Raw genomic sequence first — 15725 nt, 5'->3', positions numbered from 1 at the left:
TCCGCTTCCAGCCTGCCTGGGAAGCTTTGCCCTTCACGGTCTTTTCAAATTTCGCTCTCGACATCTCCAGCAACCTCGCCCCGCGAGTCTGGGCGATGATAGCCTGGCGCGTCCATGGTCGAGTCCGCAGACGGGTCCGACGCGCGCAAGACCTGGGGCCTCATCGCCTCGAGCATGCTCGTCGGCGCGGCGCTGAGCTTCCTGCTCCCGGCGGAGCCCATCGCCCTCGACGGCGGCCTTGCGCTCGTCGTCCTGCGCGTCTCGGACATGGCGACGTGGACCGTCCTCCCGCCTTTGTGCGTGCTCGCGGTCGCGGTGCTGGCTTCGCGCCCGGGCTTGAGCGCGCGTCGGCGGGCGGTCGAGGCCGGGGCCATCTTGGTGGTCATGGGGGTGACCCTGGCCGGCAACGCCCTGCTCAACGAGCACGTGGTCAAGCCGGCCCTGGCCGCGCCGCGCCCCAACATCGTCGCGCTGGTCGAGGCGGGAGAGCTGGGGGCTGCCATCGACACGCCCGCGGACTTCTACGCCCTCGGCGACAAGCAGGCGCGGCGCGACTTTTTGGCTGGCGAACTCGACGACCTGCGCACCCCGGCGCTGACGAAGGCCGTGCGCGAGCACTGGGTTCACGAGACGGGCTACTCCATGCCCTCGGGCCACGCGACGGCGGCGGTGACCTTCGCGGCGATGATGGCCGGGCTGGCGCTGGCGTGGGCGCAGGGCTGGCGCCGCGCGGTGTTCGTGTGGGGGAGCCCGGCGTGGGCGTTGGCGGTGGTCTACACGCGGCCGCTGCTGCGGGTGCACACGGCGCTGGACGTGACCCTGGGGACGCTGGCGGGGCTCGTCTGGGGGCTCGTGTCGGTGGCCGTGATCGTGTGGTTGGCCGAGCGCCTGGGCGGGCCGATCGAGCGCGACTGAAGCTCAGATCAGTCGTCACCGAAGCGAGGCTTCGGCCTACCAAGGATGAAACGGCGCCCCGCTGACTACTGATCGGTCAGTTTCGTATCAGAGCTTGTCAACGAATCACGCCCCCGCGAGCGGGGGCGACCACGAGCCTTCTCCAAGGCACGAACTTCATTGCCCACCAAGCCAAAGCGGAGGAGCGGAGCGACGAAGCGTCCCCGGTCCCAGGCGGCTGTGGGGGCAAAGTAGAGCTCAGGCGGGGAGAGCGTCGACCCAGCGCCCGATGGCGCCGAGGGCCTCGTCGGCGGCCGCGATCATCGGGGTCGCCTGGAACACGTGGATCTGCCCGTCCCAGACTTGCAGCTCGACCTCGACCCCGGCGGCCGCGGCCGCGCTGGCGAGGCGTCGGGCGTCGTCGAGCAGGACCTCGTCGCCGCCGGCCTGGACCAGCATGGGCGGGAAGCCCTCGAAGCGACCAAAGAGCGGCGACACTCGGGGGTCGGTCACGGGCAGGGAGCCCGCGTAGGCCCGGCCCATGTGCTCGAGGCCTTCGCGGTAGAGCAGCACCTCGCGCTCGGCGTTGGCGTCGACGGAGGCCCCGCTGACGCTCAGGTCGGTCCACGGCGAGAGCAGCACCAACCCGGCCGGGAGGATGGCGTCGGGGTCTCCCGCGACTCCGCGGTCGCGCAGGTGCATGGTGAGGGCGAGGGCCAAGCCGCCGCCGGCCGAGTCCCCCGCGAGGATCGCCCGCGCGCGCGTCGTCGGCGGGAGGCTGGCCCAGGCCTCGAGGATGTCGTCGAGGCCGGCGGGGCAGGGGTGCTCGGGGGCCAGGCGATAGCGCGGCACGAGGGCGCGGGTGCGGCAGCGCCGGGCGACGCGGGCGGCGAGGGGCCGGTGGGTCTCCGGGGAGCCGAGGCTGTAGCCGCCGCCGTGGAGGTAGACGAGCGTGCGGGGCGGAGTACCGTGCTCGAGTTTGGGATCGGGCTGAAACTCGGTGAGCTCCGCGGGGGTCAGCGCGAGGCCACCCCGCGGTCCGAGGGCACCGGGCTCGCGGCGCTCGAGGGTGTGCTCGGGCATGCCGATCTGGGTGAGCTCGAGCAGGCGGGCAAAGGCCGCGCGCTGGACCGCGACGGGGCTGTCGATGGTCAGGCCGCCCAGGGTCTTGCGGCGGATTTTGGCCGCGCCCGCGGGCCGCGGTTGGGCCGCGTCCACGGGCCGCGGTTGGGCCGCGACAGAAGGTCGCGCTTGGCCGGGTTTGGGGGACTCGCTCACGGAGGGGGAGGTATAGCCCGTCCCGTGCCCGCGTCCACGGGCGAGTACACTCCTGGCCATGGGCGGGAGCGAGGACCTCGGCGAGCTGCTCGCGCGCTGGCGGGAGCAGCGGGACCCCGCGCTCGCGGACGCCATCGACTTGATCGGGGCGAGCGCGCGGGGTCGGGCCCAGAGCGAGGCCCGCAGCGCCCTGGCCTCGGGCAGCGTGGCCCAGCGCGTCGCGGCGTGGACCGAGCTCGCCCAGGCGCCCGCCCCCGAGCTCGTCGGCGAGCTGCTGCGGGCCTTCCCGATCGGGACCATCGAGCAGGGCATGACGCAGCTCGAGCGCCTCGCCGAGCTCGACGATCCGCGGGTCGCCACGCGCCTGGTCACGAGCCTCGAGGACCCGCCCTATCGCTCCCCTGCGGCCCTCGAGTTCTGGCAGCGCAGCGTCGCCGTGGTCGAGGCGCTGCGCGACCCTCGGGCGATCGGCTGGTTCCCCCACTACGCCAAGCTGGTCCAGACCGAGTTCGCCCCGCCCATGGGGCGCCTGGTCGAGCGCGAGCTGAAGGCGGCGACCAAGCGGGTCAAAAAGCGCCTCGCCAAGCTCGCCGAGGCGAGCCCCGCCAACCTCGAGCTGCTCGCCAAGACCCGCGCGGCCCACCGCGCCGACGCCAACGAGCAGGAGCTGCTCGCGGGGGTCCACGCCGCGCCCGAGGACGACGCGCCGCGGCTGGTCTACGCCGACTACGCCAGCGCCATCGGGGACCCCCGCGGGGAGTTCATCGCCCTGCAGTTCGCCCACGCCCAGGGCCGGGGCAGCCGGGCGTCGAACAAGCGCGAGAAGGAGCTGCTGAGCGCCCACGCCCTCGAGTGGCTGGGTCCCCTGGCGCCGGTGGTCAACAAGACCGGGCTCGAGTACCGCCGGGGCTTCCCCGACACCGTGGTGTTCCGGCCCAACAACCGCGGCCAGGTCGAGAAGCTCGTCGGGCACCCGGCCTGGTCGACGGTGCGGGTGATCCACATGGAGAGCTGCTGGCCCTACCAGGAGGTCGCCGACGCCATGGTGCTGTCCCCGGCCTTTCGCTCGCTCCGGGAGCTGCGCGGCTTCTCCTCGCCGGAGCTGCTCGTCGCCGTGACCCAGAGCGAGACGCCGCGGCCGTGGACCCGGCTCGAGTTCGACCAGCTCAACATGCAGCCCTCGGTGGGCTGGAGCATCAACAGCGGCTATACGCGCATGCCCCCCGAGGGGCCCAAGTTCCCCCCGCGCCTGCAGGCCGCGCTGAGCATCAACCGGGGCCTGCCGCAGCTGCGCGAGCTGGAGCTGCGCTGGCTCCTGCGCGTCGACGCCAAGTTCATGCGCTGGCTGTTCTTCGGCCCCCTGGGCATGCAGCTCGAGCGCTTCGACACCCAGGTCGGGACCGTGTTCTTGCCGACCTACATGCGCGAGCTCGCCGAGCATCCCCTGGCCGTGTTCTCGACCCTCGACGAGGAGCGCAACGCGACCTACACCCTGACCCGCGGGGACTCGGGCGCCTTCGACCAGCTCCACGTCGCCTTTCGCCGGACCAACCGATCGCCCTACGACGCGACCCCGCTGCCGAGCTCGTGGGAGCTGCTGATGACCATGCTCGGGAGCCTGCGGCGCGGGGAGCTGGCGCGGCTGGAGCTGCGCTGGTCCAAGAAGTACGCCCCGACGGCGGAGCAGCTCGAGGCGCTGGCGACCTGGGCGGGGGCGAACCCCGAGGTCGAGTTGGCGCACCCGGGGCGCTGAGGCGAGGGCGGCTACGGCCTACTGCGGATAGACCACGGCGTTGAGCCCTCCGCCGGTCATGTCCGAGTAGGTGTAGTGGTTGCCCGGGATCTCCAGGTAGTCCATGTCCAGCGACTCGGGGTCGATGCGCCACGCCCAGCCGAGCTGGTCGACCATCCACACGAAGTCGTCGGCGTCCACGCTCACGCCCACGGGGATCGAGCACAGGCCGTCGAAGTCCTCGGCGGTCAGGACGTTGACCACCTCCTCGTCGTCGCGGTCGATCTGGACCAGGCCGCAGGGCTCGTTCATGGCGACCCACACGTTGCCCTTGGTGTCCGCCGCGACCCCGCGGTGGCAGGCGTCGGTGCCCACGATCTCGGTGACGATCTCGGTGTCGGGGTCGAACACGGACACCGGCCCGAAGCAGCCGCCGGTCCACACCCGGCCCTCGGCGTCGACGGCCATGCCGTAGGGGGCCGCCCACCCCGGCGCGATCCAGCGGTCGACGTCGAGGTCTTCGGTGTCGATGCGCAGGTACTCGCCGCGCAGGCCCGTGAACCACACGCTGTGGTCGCCGTCATGGGCGGCGCCGTAGGGCGCGTGCACGGGCCCCAGCGAGCTGCCCCAGTCTTCGACCGCGATCAGCTCCTCGAAGGTCCCGGTGGCCGGGTCGAGGCGGCCGATGTGGGCCAGGTCCGTGCTCGCCCCGCCCCAGCCGACCCAGATCTTGGCGTCCTGGTAGGTGCAGGTCTGGGTGTCGAGCTCGCCGGGGTCGAAGGTCATGCCGCGCGGCCCGGCCGAGATGCCCTCGCCGATCTGCGGCATGTTCGTCGACCACAGCACGCACTCGTCGTCGCCCCAGTCGAGCAGGTCGTCGGGGCTCTGGGAGGTGGTGATCAGCCCGTCCTCGTTGGCGTCGACGCAGTCCCCGGTCTCGGCGGCGACGAGCACCACGGAGCCGGACAGGCGGTTGCCGACGAGGGCGTAGCGGCCGTCGAGGCTGACGGTGGTCCGCGAGGGGCTGTGCTCGACGTTGGCCGGGCCGGTGCGGTAGCGGGCGACCTCGACCTGGGTCTTGGCGTTGACCTTGGACACGCTGCCCTCGTCGGTGTTGGCGACCCACAGGTAGCTGAAGTCCACGGCGGTGCTGCCCAGGTCGCTGCACGGGTCGTCCTCGCCGACCTCGTCGTCGCCGCCTCCGCCCGCGGTCAGGGTGCCGCCGCCGCCTCCGTCTCCCCCGCCCGCGGTCAGGGTGCCGCCGCCACCCGGGCTGTTCGGCGGCGGGTCACCCAGGGGCGGGTCGTCGTCGGCGCAGGCGAACAGCGACAGGGCCAGGCAGGCGAGGCTCGCGGTGAAGGTCAGGGCCAGGCTCCGCGCGGGACTCGACATCCTCTCTACTGTAGCGAGGCTGGGGAGCGGCGCCACGGGAGAACAAAGAGCGCGCGTGCGCTCGCGCGCCTTTCGAGCGCGACCCGTAGAGTTGGCGGCCTGAGGGTGCTGCCAAAGCCGCGTGCGAGACCTGCCGCGAGTGAGCAGGCGGCAGCCCCGGCACTGGCGAGCGCAGCTGCCGATGGTTGCAGCTCGCCACGATCCCACTCGAGTCGTGGTCGTGTTGTGCCCAGCGTGGCCTCAGCAACGCGCCGTCGCGCGCTCGAGGGCGCGTCGGTGCTCGCCTTGCACTGCTCGGGGGCGTGCCCAAGCGAGCCGTCCACCGTCTTCTCCTCCCGACCTCCGCCCTCGCCCTCGCGGCCACCGCCGTGGCCTGCGATCCCTCCGAAGAGGAGGCGCTGGTCCGCGAGGTCCAGGGGGCGATCGACGACGAAGCGCTCGAGCCCTTGCCAGCGCCGCCCTCGGTCCGCCCCGAGCTCGTCGAGCTCGGCCGCAGCCTGGCCTTCGACAAGGAGCTCAGCGGAAACCGCAACATCGCCTGCCTGAGCTGCCACCACCCCGAGCTCGCCAGCGCCGACGGCCGCCACCTGCCCCAGGGCGTGGGCGGGGCGGGGCTCGGGCCGCTGCGCGAAGGCGGGGCGGTCATCCCCCGCAACGCGCCGGCGCTGTTCAACCTGCACACCTTTGAGAACATGTTCTGGGACGGGCGCGTGGCCGTGGACGGGCAGGGGCGCATCGTCAGCCCCGCGGGGCAGCAGCTGACCCCGGAGATGGAGGCGGTGTTCGAGTTTGGCGTGGTCTCGGCTCAGGCGATGTTCCCGGTGACCTCGCGGGAGGAGATGCGCGGCGAGGCCGGGGACAACGAGCTCGCCGACCTGGCCGACGACGACTTCACGGGCATCTGGGCGGGGATCATGGATCGCCTGGGGGGCATCCCGGCCTACGTCGAGCTGTTCGAGGCCGCCTACCCCGGGGAGCCCTTCGAGCAGATGAGCTTCGCCCACGCCGCCAACGCCATCGCGGCGTTCGAGATCGTCGCCTTCGACGCCCGCGACTCGCCGTGGGAGAGCTTCGTGGCCGGGGACGCGGGCGCCCTGAGCCAGGTCGAGCTGCGCGGCGCTCGGGTGTTCTTCCAGGTCGGCTGTACGGACTGCCACAGCGGCGCGGCGATGTCCGACTTCGAGTTCCACAACATCGGGCTGGCGCAGTTTGGCCCCGGCACGGGGCACGGCCCCGGCGGCCTCGACGACTACGGCCGCGAGGGCGTCACGGGCAACCCCGATGACCGCTACGACTTCCGCACGCCGCCTTTGTTCAACGTGGGCTTGACGGCGCCCTACGGCCACGCGGGCCAGTTCGAGGGCCTGCGCGCGCACCTGCTGCAGTACACCAACCCGGCGGCGAGGCGGCGCGACTACGCGATCGAGGAGCACGTCGTCGAGTCCGAGCTGTGGCCGACGCTGCTCGACAACGCCGACGAGGTGCTCGCGGAGCTGTCCCCCGACGCGGACATCGACTTTGGTCCGGGCGGGGGCGGCCCTGGAGGTCCGCAGCCTCCCGGCGGACCCGGAGGCCCGCAGCCTCCCGGCGGACCTGGGGGCGTGGGCGGGCCTGGTCCGGACGCGGGGGACCCGATCGACGACCTGCTCGACTTCATGCACGCGCTCACCGATCCGAGCGCCGGCGACCGCCGGGAGTGGGTCCCCGATGGGGTCCCGAGCGGCCTGCCCGTGGCCGACTGAAGCCAACGCCTGGCTAACGCTCGGGAGGCATCGGCGGCGATAGCATCGCCGTCGATGCCTGAGAAAAAGAAGGTTTGGGTCAAGGTCTTCCTCGTCGACTTCAAGGACGTGCGCGCGCCAGCGGGCTTCAAGCCGAGCTTCGTCGACCAGCTGTTCTTCTCGTCGAACCCGCCCTCGACGGCGCCCTCCCCCGACGGCTCGCGCTTTCACGGCTCCCTGCACCAGTACGTGCACGCGTCCTCGGACTTTTGGCAGTCCCTGGCCGGCAGCTCGACGCAGTGGATCAAGTCGAACCTGCGCAACCGCGACATCCCCCACTACCGCGGGAGCATGCGCAAGCCGAGCGGGACGGGGAGCACCAACTGGGGCGAGTCCTGGCCGGTGATCGTCGCCGAGGCCCTGCGCGGCGCGGGCTTCACCTCGAACAACTACAGCTCCGGCGCGGCCCTGCGCGCGGCGATCCGCCGCCTGCCCAACGGGCGCCAGGCCGACGTGCTCGTGTTCCTCAACATGGACGTGGCGGGCGGCGGGGCCAAGCGCAACTTTGGTCAGATGAAGAACTCGCTCGACATCATGAGCGACGACCGGATCAACAACAACACGATCCCCGGGTCGAGCCAGCGCTGGAACGCGCTGTGGGATCCGGCCTGGGCCGCGCTCCCCGACCTCTACTGCACGCCGCTGATGAGCGCGAACGTGGGCGGACACCGGGCGGACGGGACCTACCCCGGGCCCAACCCGACCAAGAGCTCGCTCGAGATGAACTCGCTGGCGGTGCTGTGGCACGAGATGGGTCACCTCGCCGTGTACAACCAGAAAACCTGGCTCGACGGCGGCAAGGGCCTGCCGGACTTCTACGGCCACGCCTACGGACCCTGGGGGCGGATGTGCCTGATGGGCGGGCCCAAGGCCAGCACTCACTACCCCATGCCGCTGAGCTCCCTGGCCCGGTGGATGGCGGGGTGGCTGGAGTTCCGCGACTTCAGCCGCGAGGACCACCGCATCCGCCTGCGCCCCTTCGAGACCCACAACGACGCCGTGCGCCTGACCAACGGCGCCCCGGGCTCGGACCACTACCTCATCCTCAGCAACCGCGACGACCTGAGCTACTCGGCCAAGGGTACGCCGCCGAGCTCCAAGGGCCGCGGCGTCCTGACCTACCGCCTCGATCTTCGCGGTCAGCGGCTCCGGGTCGTGCGCGGCGGCAACGTGGTCCGCAAGGTCGCGTCGATCGTCCGCCGCGACAAGAACTACAACAACATGTTGTGGAAGGCGGGCAAGACCATCGACGCGCTGCCGCCAGCGCGGGGCTTCTTCGAGGGCCCCCGGACCCTACGCAACGCGCGGGGCGAGCTGTGGTGGACCCTCGATTCGATCAGCGGCGACGGACGGGACCTGATGGTGGAGCCCAAGCTCCGGGCCATGCACCTGCTCGAGGACTACCACCGCGCGGTCTGGCACGGCGAGAAGCCGGGCAAGCGCACCGTTCGCGTGCGCCTCAACCCCGACGACTTCGGCGGCTCGGACGGGCACGTGGCCCTGCAGGACCGGCGCATGACCGTGCAAGGGCGGGGCGGCAAGGCCCTCTACCTGCACCCGGCGTGGGCCACCAACGGGGCCGTGCGCGGCGTCTACCCCCTCGCGCGCCTCGGCGGCGGGCCGATGCGCCTCTACGCGAAGGTCGGCATGCCCGAGGAGGCCAAGGGTAGCGACGGCGTCGAGCTGGTGTTCTCCTCGGGCTCGGACACCTACACCACCCGGCTCCACCCGGGGACCCACAAGGAGTACTGCATCGACTTTCGCAAGCCCGGGAGCAACCTGACGGTCCTGGCCCGGGCCAAGGGCTCGGCGACCCGGGACTGGGCCTACATTCTGGACGGCTGGCTGGTGCCCGCGGCCCCGCGCCACTACGACTTCCTGGCTCAGGCGTCCAAGGCGACCTGGCGCACGGGCAGCGGCAAGCTGACCTTCAACCGCCAGGATCAGCCCACCGGCGAGGTCAGCCTGCGCGGCTGGATGCGCCTGCACACCGGGACCTACCACGGCTCCAAGGTGCTGTTCACCCACCCCAACTGGGCCAACAACGGGTGGATCGAGGGGACCTACCCCGGCGATCAAGTGCCCGCGAACGGGGCCATGATCCGCGCCCACCTCGGCTGGGCTCACGGCCGCAAGGTGACCAACAACGGCGTGCGCGTCAGCGTGTCCATGACCGTGGGCAACAAGACCACCAAGCTCTCGACCAGGCCAAGTACGAGCTCTACCCGGCCAACCAGCGCCAGAGCTGGCGCAAGAACGACCTGATGTTCGTCGAGGTCCCGATCCCCTCGAGCGCGTGGAACAAAAACGCGGTGTTCAAGTTCCGCGTCGACACCGACGGCTCGGCGGCGCAGGACTGGGTCAGCTGGACGGAGATGGCGCTGACGACGGCCTGAGCGCCAGCGGCAGGACCGGAGCAGTGGCCGAGCGCGACATGGGCTGCTAGCGTAGCCCGCGGACACCGCTGATGTCGGGCAAGAAGGACTACTCCGGAGAGCGCGAGCGCTGCCCCGTCCACGGACGGGGCCGGCGGTTGTCGCGGGAGAACATCGGCGAGATTCGGCGCTGGACCGACATCCAAAACTCGCGCGCCCGCCGGAAGGGCCTCGAGCCGAAGGAGCCCAAGGTCACGATGTTCAGCTGCAGCTGCAACTGCTTCCACGTCGACGTCGAGTAGTCAGCTTTGGTCGTCTGAGTCGCGGACGTGGGGCAGGGAGGGCGTGGCGTCGTCCGCGACGGCTAGAGAAGACAGGGACTGTGAACTTTTCACAGTCCCGGCGCGCTCGGCTCGGAAGCTTCGCCACGCGTCGAGCATCTGCTCGACGGCGTCGAAGGGGTCCATGCGCCCGACGCCGGTGCCCATGGACGGGCAGCCGAGGCGCTCGATGGGCGGGTTGGCGGCCGCGCTCGCGGTCCGCAGCGCGGCGAGCATGGCCCGGCGGACGTTGTCGGTGCCGACGATCCGCCCCGGCGTGCGCATGGTTGGCGCGGCGACCATGCGTGGGATTCGAGGGTGCCCCGTGGGCACGAGCAGGGCCTCGCCGATGGGCAGCTCGCCCTCGGGGTAGCGCCGCTCGATCAGCCCGCGCAGGGTGTTCTCGACCCGCAGGCCGAAGGTGTTGCGGTAGTAGCGGTCGATGCCCCCGTCCATGATGCCGAAGCTGTTGGCCGGGCTGACGACGGCGTCGACTTGGGCCTGGGTCAGGTCGCCGCTGCCGAAGGAGACGTCGTCCTCGCCGCCGAAGAGCTGGGTGAAGGCGAGCACGCAGTGGGGATTGACATCGCGGAGCACCAACAACATGAGCGGGAAAGCTGGGCGTAGTGAGGCCTCGGCGCAAGTCTTGAACTTCGTCGGGGCTTGGCCTAGCTTGGGGCCAGTTGGTGGTCGAGTTCGAAAATTGACACAGGGGCCTCGCGCATCGCGGGCCCCTCTGGCGATCGAGCGTGGCGGACCTCGGCCCGCGGCGGCTCACTGCGGGTTGATGATCTCGAGCTTCAGGCCGCCCGGGTAGGCGTAGGAGGTCACGCCGGTGTAGCCGACCTGGACCACGCCGAAGGGCGCGTCGGAGGTCGCAAAGTGGGCGCCCTCGGACACGTTGACGTCGGCGACCTCGAAGGCCCCGACGGTGGTGTAGCCGCCCACGAGGTTGCCGTCGATGAACACGTCCGCGCCGCCGGCGGGCCGGGTGATCTGGGCGTAGTGGACGTTGTAGCCCTCGCCGGTCACGAAGGCGTAGCTCGACAGGAACTGCTCGGTCGGGACCATCTGGTACATGCCGGGGTCGCCGGTGTTGGCGTTGGGGTTCTCGGACTCGAGGTACTGCACGGGCAAGAAAGGCCCGTCGCCCGAGATCACGAAGTGGTCCTGGGTCGAGAAGGAGTAGAACTCGCCCTTGTCGAGGGTGATCGGGAAGCCCGGCTGGGTCGGGGTGGTGTTGACGGTGATGCCGTCCTCGCCGCCGTAGATGCGCCAGTGGTAGGCCTCGTTGCCGCGCGTCGGGGCGTGGGCGCCGACGTACTCCTGGCCCCAGTACTCGAGGGGGAAGGGCGCCTCCTCCATGTGGTCGCAGTAGGTGTTGGCCGGCCACGCGGGCACGTTGGCGCACTCGGTCGCGCCGACGAGCCAGATCGGCTGGTCGGCGGAGATGACCGTGCCCGAGACGTCGCCCCCGGTGGTCTGCTGGACCACGACGTTGAGGGTCGAGTAGCGGTCGAGGGCCACGGAGGTGCTCCCGCCCGCGCTCAGGGCCGCCACGCCGCCGCCGCCTTGGGTCGCGTCGGTCACGGTGAAGTCGACGGTGGTCCCGTCGACGATGCCGATCGCGGTGAAGTAGCTCGGGTAGGCCGTGTTGAGGGTGTTGGGGTAGGAGGTGACGACGTAGTTGCCGGTCAGCGCGTGCTCGGGGAGCAGCATCGAGGCGTCGTTGGTCGCCGTCGAGCCGATCGGCGAGTGCAGGTAGGCGACCACGGGGCGGCTGGTCTCGACCCGGTACACGCCGCCCTGGCGGATCGTCGTGACGCTGTCGATCTCGACCTGGCCCAGGCTCCACGTGTAGGTGCCCTCGGCGGGGATGTTGACCGGCGGCCCCTCGGGCTGCTCGGCGCCGCCGCCCACGGGCACGTAGTAGAGCTGGGCGACGACCAGGTCCGTGCTCGAGATGTTGCCGACGATGAGCGAGTCGTTCTGCGCCGGGTTGTTGGAGTTGTTGTAGAAGTTGTCGAGCTTGGTCGCGAAGAAGGAGCAGCCCACGGAGCTCGGGTTGGCCTCGATCAGGTCGCACTCGCTGACGCACTCGCCACCGATGCAGGTGGTGTCGGGCTCGCAGGGCACGGGGTCGCCGAACATCGAGCCGTCCTCGACGCAGGTCTGGGTGTTGTCGGGGTCGAAGCAGATGGTCTCGCCCGGATCGCAGAAGGTGCCCTCGTCGGTGGTCTCCTCCGTGCTCTCTTCGGTGCCCGTGTCGGCGGTGGTGTCCGCGTCGGTGGTGTCGGCGTCGGTCGAGGTGTCGGCGTCGGTGGTGTCGGCGGTGGTGTCCGCGTCGGTCGAGGTGTCGGCGGTGGTGTCCGCGTCGGTGGTGTCCGCGTCGGTGCTGCTCGTCGCGTCGTCGGTGCCGACCTCCTCGTTGCCGTTGGTGGTCTCGGTGTCCTCGATGCCGTCGCCGGTGATGTCGGAGTTCTCGTCACCCGCGGTGGTGTTGGTGGTGTCGTCGGCACAGGCCGACATCGCGCCGATCAGGAAAAGTCCAGTAATGACAGGGGTTTTACGTCGCATTTGGACTCATTGTGGAGGAACGGGGACTCTCGGATCCAGTACCGGTGTTCTGCCCGTGCGGGCCGTGACCCGTCGTCGCACCTGCCCGCCGTGGGGTTTGCGCTGCCGTCCTGCCTCGGGGACAACGAGGGCATGAGCGACGGCCAGGACTTTGGCATGCGGCCTCCGGGCGCCGACAAGTGGAACGAGCGTTTCTCCGACGCACACACGGCTTACGGCACGGATCCCAACGACTTCTTGGCCGAGGTCGCGGCGCGGATCCCCGAGGGGCCGGTGCTGGTGATCGCGGCGGGCGAGGGTCGCAACGCGATCTACGTCGCGCGCCGAGGACACGCCGTGACCGCCGTCGATCAGTCGGAGGTCGCGATGGCGAACGCGGCCTCCCGCGCCGCCGCGTGCGGGGCCTCGCTGACGACCGTCGTCGCCGACCTCGCGGACTACGACTTTGGTCAGCAGCGCTGGGCGGGCATCGTGTCGATCTGGACGCACATGCCCCCGCCCCTGCGCCGCCGGGTGTTCACGGCCTGCGTGGCGGCGCTGCGGCCTGGCGGCGCCCTGGTGCTCGAGGCCTACGCGCCCGGGCAGCTCGAGCGACCCGGGCGCGGTGGGCCGCCCGTGCGCCCGTGGTTGCTGGCCGCCGAGGAAGCCCGGGAGCTGTTCGCCGGCCTCGAGCTGGAGGTCTGCCGCGAGGTCGAGCGCGACATCGCGGAGGGCCGCTACCACGTCGGGCCGAGCACCACGACGCAGGTGCTCGGCTTCCGAGCCTAGCTAGAGCACCAGTCGGTTTGAACCGACTGCTAGGGCTCAGAGGGGTAGTGGATGTCGACGATCGCGTCGCCGCCTTCGTGGGTGAAGGTGGTGCTCTCGGTGACGAGCCGTCCCCACGCGAACACCCCCTGGCTCAGCTCGCAGGTCGGGTCCTCGCCCTCGCACTCGCAGCCCCCGGGGTTGAAGTCGCGGGTGCAGCTGGTGCTCAGGTCGACGTTGATCGAGACCACCGCGCCGTCGGGGACGGCCCGGCCGACGCGGCACTCGAAGGCCTCGGTGCACTCGGCGTTCTCGTGGCAGCTCGCGGGCACCTCGACCCAGGGGTAGTGGTAGGCAGGCACGGCGAAGTCGAAGCTCTCGCCAGGGTCGACGCGGATGGCCCCGCCCTCGAGTTCGTCACCCTCGCAGCCGAAGGTCGAGCACACGGAGGTGGACAGGATGAGGTTGCAGGCCTCGCCCTCGTCGGGCGTGTCGGCGCCCTCGATGCCGTCGACGACGAGGGTGAAGCGGTGGAAGCTCAGGCAGTCGTCGCCGGGGATGAACAGGGGATCGGCGCTGTCGTTGTGCACGCGCACGGTCCAGGTCGTGATCGACAACGGGTCGCTGTCGGCGACGCTGCACTCTGCTTCGCTGCCGGTGGTGTCGTCGTTTGTGGTGGTGGTGTCGTCGTCGGTGGTGGTGGTGGTGTCGTCGTCGGTGGTGGTGGTGGTGTCGTCGTCGGTGGTGGTGGTGTCGTCGTCAGTGGTGGTGTCGCCGTCGGCGTCCGAGGTGGCGTCGTCGGTGCCGACCTCCTCGCCGCTGTCGTCCGAGCACCCGGAGGTCGCGCCGAGGCCCAGGCTGAGCGCGGCGATGACGATGATCGAAGTCGAAGACTTGGTCATGCCGTGCACGTGCCACCGCCGGGGCCATCGATCATTTGAAAGCGCTCATTTCTCGATGTCATGAGCGGGCTGAGGGCGCCTGGCCCGCGTTGGGCAGGTCAAGGCGACCGCGCCGCTGACGGGCGGAGCCGGGCCGCTCAGCGCTCGAGCCGGCCGAGGCCCTGGACCTCGGCCGCGCGCACCGTCTCGCCGCCGCTGGGCCAGACCAGGATGCCGCCCGGGAGGTGGTCGAAGGCCGCGAGCTCGGCCTCGACCTCGCGGACGAGGCCCTCGTCTTCGTCGAGCAGCCGCACGGCGTAGCGCGAGGTCTGGGGGTCGTCGCTGGGGCTGTACTCGAGCTCCCCGGTGGTCCAGCTCGACACGACGCCGTCTTTGTCGAGCAGCGCGGTGTCCCAGCTCCCGAAGGTTCCGGGCTCGACCTCGGGCGCGGACGCGCCGGTGATGTTGACCAGGGCCCCGCGGGCCAGCAGCGCGCCGTAGGTGTAGTCGCTGATCCAGTTGGGCGAGCAGTAGGCCATGATGTCGGTGTTGGCGTTGGGGTCCTTGAGCACGCCGCCCCCGGGTCCGTCCCAGCCCCACACGCCCAGGTAGGCGCCGGCGTGGGGGTAGCCCGGGTCGCTGGGCTGGCCGCCGAGGCCACAGGGCGCGTGCTCGCGGCCGTGAGCGTGGCCGATCTCGTGGGCCATGGTCAGCGCCGACTGCTCGCCGGTGTAGCCCAGGCCGATGCTCGTGCGCAGGAAGGCGTTGCCCGGGTCGCTGCCCAGGGAGCTCAGGCCCGCGACGCAGCCGAAGCCGCAGTACTGCTGGAAGGACTCGGCGGGGTTGAACAGGGCGTAGATGTACTCGTCGGAGCTCAGCCCCAAGGTGCCGCGGTAGCCGGCCATGAACTGGATCAGCTGCTGCCAGCCCTGGCCCTGGGCGGTGATGCTCTGGCCCCAGGCCAGGGGCGCGGTGATGGTCAGCTCGACCTCGGGCACGGGGTACATGCCGAGCATGGTGTCGACGTAGGTCGCGATCTGGGCGTCGCTGAGATCGGGCAGGCGCCCGGAGCCGTCGGCGTTGTACTGGATGGGCACGACGGTGATGCGCAGCGGGCCCACGGGTAAGAAGGTGGCCTCGTAGCCCTCCCAGCTCGACTGGCTCGAGTCGCCGGGGTAGGGCGTGTCGCCGATCTCGTAGATGTTGACCGACATGGTCTGGTCGCTGGGCAGGTCCTCGGCCGGGACCTCGAAGGCGAAGCCGCTGTCGAGGTCGTTCTCCGCGGTGATGCCGGCGATGGTCGCGACCGACTCGTAGGTCTTGGTGCCTTGCTCGCCCTCGAGGGTCAGCACGGCCTGGACCGCGCGCGGGCTCCAGTCGGCCAGGGGCACGACGTAGACGCGGACGAGGGCGTGGCGGTCGCGGACCAGGCCGGTGGCCGTGGGCGCGATGTCGCTGCCGTTGAAGAACACCTGGGTCTCGACGCCCTGGTTGACGGTGACCTTGGCGATGGCGAGGTTGGTGGCGGCTCCGCCCGCGGGCTCGGGGCCGTCGTCGTTGCCGTCGGTGCCGGCCTCGCCATCGTCGCCGACCTCATCGTTGCCGCCGGTCCCGTCCTCGCCGTCGCCTCCCGTTCCAATGGAGACGTTGCAACCCAGGCTCGGCAGCGCGAGGGCGGTCAACGAGAGCAGGGCCAGGGTGGAGGGGATCAGCTTCAAACGACACATGGACAACGTTTCCAGTGTGGG

General features: G+C 70.9%; 13 protein-coding genes. 7 read left to right on the top strand and 6 right to left on the bottom strand.

What is annotated here, in order from left to right:
- Nucleotides 1-114 precede the first annotated feature (114 nt).
- The gene (locus PPSIR1_RS43795) at nt 115-915 is read left to right on the top strand and encodes a phosphatase PAP2 family protein (protein ID WP_006974066.1); all 801 of its coding nucleotides are present in this window, start codon (nt 115-117) and stop codon (nt 913-915) included.
- Nucleotides 916-1152: 237 nt separating this feature from the next.
- On the opposite strand, the gene PPSIR1_RS25485 is transcribed toward PPSIR1_RS43795, so the two are convergent.
- The gene (locus tag PPSIR1_RS25485; protein WP_006974065.1) at nt 1153-2112 is read right to left on the bottom strand and encodes an alpha/beta hydrolase; all 960 of its coding nucleotides are present in this window, start codon (nt 2110-2112) and stop codon (nt 1153-1155) included.
- Between the two features lie 118 nt (nt 2113-2230).
- Here PPSIR1_RS25485 and PPSIR1_RS25480 point away from each other — a divergent pair, with 118 nt between their 5' ends.
- Nucleotides 2231-3925: a TIGR02996 domain-containing protein gene (locus PPSIR1_RS25480; RefSeq protein ID WP_006974064.1), complete on the top strand. Its 1695-nt coding sequence runs from the start codon at nt 2231-2233 to the stop codon at nt 3923-3925.
- An 18-nt stretch (nt 3926-3943) separates the two neighbouring features.
- Here PPSIR1_RS25480 and PPSIR1_RS25475 read toward each other — a convergent pair whose 3' ends face one another.
- Nucleotides 3944-5296 carry an NHL repeat-containing protein gene (locus PPSIR1_RS25475; protein ID WP_006974063.1) on the bottom strand — a complete coding sequence of 451 codons (1353 nt, stop codon included), beginning with the start codon at nt 5294-5296 and terminating at the stop codon, nt 3944-3946.
- A 302-nt stretch (nt 5297-5598) separates the two neighbouring features.
- On the opposite strand from PPSIR1_RS25475, the gene PPSIR1_RS25465 reads away from it, so the two are divergent.
- From PPSIR1_RS25465 to PPSIR1_RS25455, 4 genes are all read left to right on the top strand, one after another.
- Nucleotides 5599-7038 carry a cytochrome-c peroxidase gene (locus PPSIR1_RS25465; protein ID WP_006974062.1) on the top strand — a complete coding sequence of 480 codons (1440 nt, stop codon included), beginning with the start codon at nt 5599-5601 and terminating at the stop codon, nt 7036-7038.
- Nucleotides 7039-7092: 54 nt separating this feature from the next.
- The gene (locus PPSIR1_RS25460; RefSeq protein WP_006974061.1) at nt 7093-9342 is read left to right on the top strand and encodes a metallopeptidase domain-containing protein; all 2250 of its coding nucleotides are present in this window, start codon (nt 7093-7095) and stop codon (nt 9340-9342) included.
- On the top strand, nt 9342-9473 hold the full coding sequence (locus PPSIR1_RS50835; RefSeq protein ID WP_006974060.1) for a hypothetical protein: 132 nt from the start codon (nt 9342-9344) through the stop codon (nt 9471-9473). The genes PPSIR1_RS25460 and PPSIR1_RS50835 overlap by 1 nt, the downstream gene beginning before the upstream one ends.
- 71 nt (nt 9474-9544) lie before the next feature.
- A complete protein-coding gene (locus tag PPSIR1_RS25455; protein ID WP_006974059.1) occupies nt 9545-9754 on the top strand; it encodes a hypothetical protein in 210 nt (69 codons plus the stop codon).
- On the opposite strand, the gene PPSIR1_RS25450 is transcribed toward PPSIR1_RS25455, so the two are convergent.
- The gene (locus PPSIR1_RS25450; protein ID WP_232296549.1) at nt 9755-10369 is read right to left on the bottom strand and encodes a macro domain-containing protein; all 615 of its coding nucleotides are present in this window, start codon (nt 10367-10369) and stop codon (nt 9755-9757) included.
- A gap of 177 nt (nt 10370-10546) precedes the next feature.
- Nucleotides 10547-12301, bottom strand: a complete 1755-nt coding sequence (locus PPSIR1_RS25445) for an IgGFc-binding protein (RefSeq protein ID WP_006974057.1) — start codon at nt 12299-12301, stop codon at nt 10547-10549.
- 180 nt (nt 12302-12481) lie between these two features.
- Here PPSIR1_RS25445 and PPSIR1_RS25440 point away from each other — a divergent pair, with 180 nt between their 5' ends.
- Entirely contained in the window at nt 12482-13117 is a 636-nt protein-coding gene (locus PPSIR1_RS25440) for a class I SAM-dependent methyltransferase (RefSeq protein WP_053335424.1), read from the top strand.
- A gap of 29 nt (nt 13118-13146) precedes the next feature.
- On the opposite strand, the gene PPSIR1_RS25435 is transcribed toward PPSIR1_RS25440, so the two are convergent.
- Together PPSIR1_RS25435 and PPSIR1_RS25430 are read right to left on the bottom strand one after the other, a co-directional pair.
- A complete protein-coding gene (locus PPSIR1_RS25435; protein WP_157595969.1) occupies nt 13147-13998 on the bottom strand; it encodes a hypothetical protein in 852 nt (283 codons plus the stop codon).
- A gap of 137 nt (nt 13999-14135) precedes the next feature.
- Nucleotides 14136-15704 (bottom strand): hypothetical protein, encoded by a 1569-nt coding sequence (locus PPSIR1_RS25430; protein ID WP_157595968.1) that lies wholly within the window; start codon nt 15702-15704, stop codon nt 14136-14138.
- Nucleotides 15705-15725: the final 21 nt, after the last annotated feature.

Origin of the sequence: Plesiocystis pacifica SIR-1, from assembly GCF_000170895.1 — a bacterium.
Classification (GTDB): Bacteria; Myxococcota_A; Polyangia; order Nannocystales; family Nannocystaceae; genus Plesiocystis; species Plesiocystis pacifica.
This window is presented reverse-complemented; position numbering and strand designations above follow the sequence as displayed.